This window comes from Aeromonas sp. HMWF014 (assembly GCF_963878295.1).
In the GTDB taxonomy this organism is placed as follows: Bacteria; Pseudomonadota; Gammaproteobacteria; order Enterobacterales; family Aeromonadaceae; genus Aeromonas; species Aeromonas popoffii.
In genome coordinates this window covers 1-2909 of record NZ_CAWNYS010000447.1, presented here as the reverse complement: position 1 = coordinate 2909, position 2909 = coordinate 1, and the positions used below count along the sequence as shown (strand labels likewise).

General features: G+C 46.2%; 1 protein-coding gene. It reads right to left on the bottom strand.

Annotation, left to right across the window (positions count from 1 at the left end):
- Positions 1-2867, bottom strand: a 2867-nt coding sequence (locus tag AAC083_RS17625; protein WP_258224753.1) for a hypothetical protein, incomplete at its 3' end; no start/stop codon positions are given.
- Between the last annotated feature and the right edge of the window lie 42 nt (positions 2868-2909).

Genomic DNA, 2909 nt, shown 5'->3' with positions numbered 1-2909 from the left:
GCCGAGGTTCGGCCTAACCAAGTGTCCGGATTTAGTTGACCACTACAGGCACCACCAGTGTTATTCATAATGGCGCCATAGCGCGCATAACCAATCTGCCCATCGTGATACATAAAGTCCATCCGCGAAACCAGTTCGCCGACTTTGTTGAACAACCGACCGACAATCGGCGAGTCTGAGGACATGGGGGAATTGATAGTCCGCAGTAATTTCATACTGGTATAATTCCCACGGTCATCCCGGGTCAGCAGATAATGGTAGCGAGTCTTAGGAGCATCCACACCACTTAACCGATAGATCAAATTCACGTTAGTACCGAGTGCCAGCGCAGTAAGGCTCGAGGTGATCGGTGTATTGGGCTGACCGACAAAATTAGATATTATCTTGCGTACGTCATCATTTCTCACCTGATAGATATGTCGGGTAGTAAAGATAAGGAACATGGTATCCTCAAGGTCATTGATGGCAACCACATCCATCGGATAATCACCAGGCTCTAAATTTAATTTATTCACCAGGTCATTGCTACTTGTCGGGGCATTTTCCAGATTAGACGTCAAGTAGGCGCGTGGATAGCTGTAGCCGGCCCTGGCTATGAAGATTGCAGCAGTTTTCCTACTATACCTTGTATTACTCTCAACGGCATGATCGCAGGTTGTCAACTCATAGTCCGGCCGCCAGTTACTGATTGATGTTTTGGCTCCCGTGTCGAAGAAAGTCGATATATTTCCGTAGCCTGGCTTCTGAATATCGGCAAAGTTATAAATCCTGCCATTTCTTGGGGAGGTTACCAAGGCCCCGGCCTGATGATAAATAGGCTTATTTTGGTCAACAATGTGCTTGACTTTGTCCCAATCGGTATTCATGGTCTTGGCATCCATGGCACAGACCATATTGCCATTCCAGTAACTCTTGACCCGGCAGAGGTATGAGCCGATATCTTCGTACTCAAGCCCCCGTGGTTTAATATATTCGTTGGTATAACTCTCGATCGGGTTGGGCTTGATATCTTCTTTTTTTAGTAAATCGTAGATCCACTGGGCAATAGCTACCACTATGCCTATCACCGCAATAATAATCCCCAAGGGTCCGGCAATGGCAATGGCAAAGACAGAGGCAGACCATATCAAAGCGGCAGCGGATATGCCCAACATCACCGTGGCGATCAACAGATTGATTGAAGCAAATATAATATCCCCGACATCCCCCCCCTGGACAGCCTCATATAGACTATACGCGGCCAGGGCCGCACCCAGCGCCGCCAATCCAACAAAACATATATCAATAACCTTAACGATGCTTTGAGTTGTAGTGGCGAGAAACATCTTGTTGGCTATCTGCCGCTCTAACACATTCGCGAGATTCCTGCCCTTGGCTGTAAGGTTGCTCAAGTATTTACTGAACTTCGCCATATAATCGGCTACGGTGTTTCCTATTGTTGCACCACTGCCATAAATAAACATGGTCACATTATCAAGGAACTTACCGAGCTTGATCAGATTCAGCCCCGTATCCATAAAGGCAACCCCCAACCCCATCAAAGAAACAGGGTTGCTCAATTCCTGCCGATCGGTCGCCGTCAACCAGGTAAAGTTGCCCACCCCTAGCAACAAGGCGAACACGGATAGGAATGACTCTGTGGCGTTGGCGGGAACCACACCAGAAAAGGCGGTGGGTGCCACGCTGACCGTCGCCCTTGCCAGATCAGGATATTTTCTAAGAATACGCCGCCGGGCCTCCCCATCCTGCAAGGTGAACATTTTCAAGTTCATATCTGAACCAGAATAATTAAGGTCCTGCCAGAATTTATCCGGGCTATGTTGGGTGAAGAAACTTCTCCAGAAGGTGATCTGATTACCGCTGTCATTTCTCAACAACTTCACCACATCATCGAAGTTTCTCCTGTTGGCCAGGACTGTGTATTGCTCGCTTTGGTGGCCCCAGCTCGTGTTCATGGCAAACCCTGTGTAAACAGAACCCGCCAGGGTGCGTTCAAATTCTTGCAGCTCATCCTCTTTGATGTGACCACCGGATGAAATATTAAGCGCTCTGACTTTATTGATGGTGTTATACACTTTTAACATCGCATTTTCAAACGATGAGCCTGGCCCCAAATTCTCCTGAACTTTAAAAGAACTGATAAGTGCGTCTAACACCTCATTCTTGTTGTAATGTGCGATAAGTTGACGAGCCCAGTATTGACCATCTGCTTTTGTATTGTAGGTGTTTAACTTTCCATTTTGACAATAAGAGGTAGCGACAGCGTATAGCTGGTCGATAATCTCTTTAAATTGCGTACCCTTTTCTGCTTGCTTAATATTCGCATTGACCTTCACCATATCCCAAGAGTTATACAGTTTCCGGTTGGCCACAGTGACATCTTTTTGCTTGCTATATGAGTGTTGCAACAAGCCACTCACATATTCAACAATATTGTCAGTAAAGTAGGATTTATTGCTGTAATAAATATTTCCTACCGAGTTGTTGTTATTGCTCATTGCCAGCACACTATCATTAGGCTTCATACCAAGCCCCAACTTTTCGCTTAATGAGCCGTTCTGATTCTGGAATTCGAACTTCATTAACTCTTGAAACATCACCTGGGCAAGATATTGAGCTTCATCGGTTGCTTGTGTAAAGCTGACCGGCTTCGAATAAACGATGGGCTGGTTAGAACTTGGCACGTAAAAATTGATCCCATCCAGATCAGTGAGCGTGCCACTATTCAGGGCAGCAAAGGCGGCCTTCACCGGAGTAGGGAAAACGCTACTGACCGCCAAGCCGAGCAATGACATGGAAGAGAAGGTGAGAAAATCCCGCCGCCCCTGTGAAACTTCTTGATGGATGATCTCTGATAATTTTTTCATATTGTATACCCTAGTATAAATACTCTATGTGGATGTCAATAT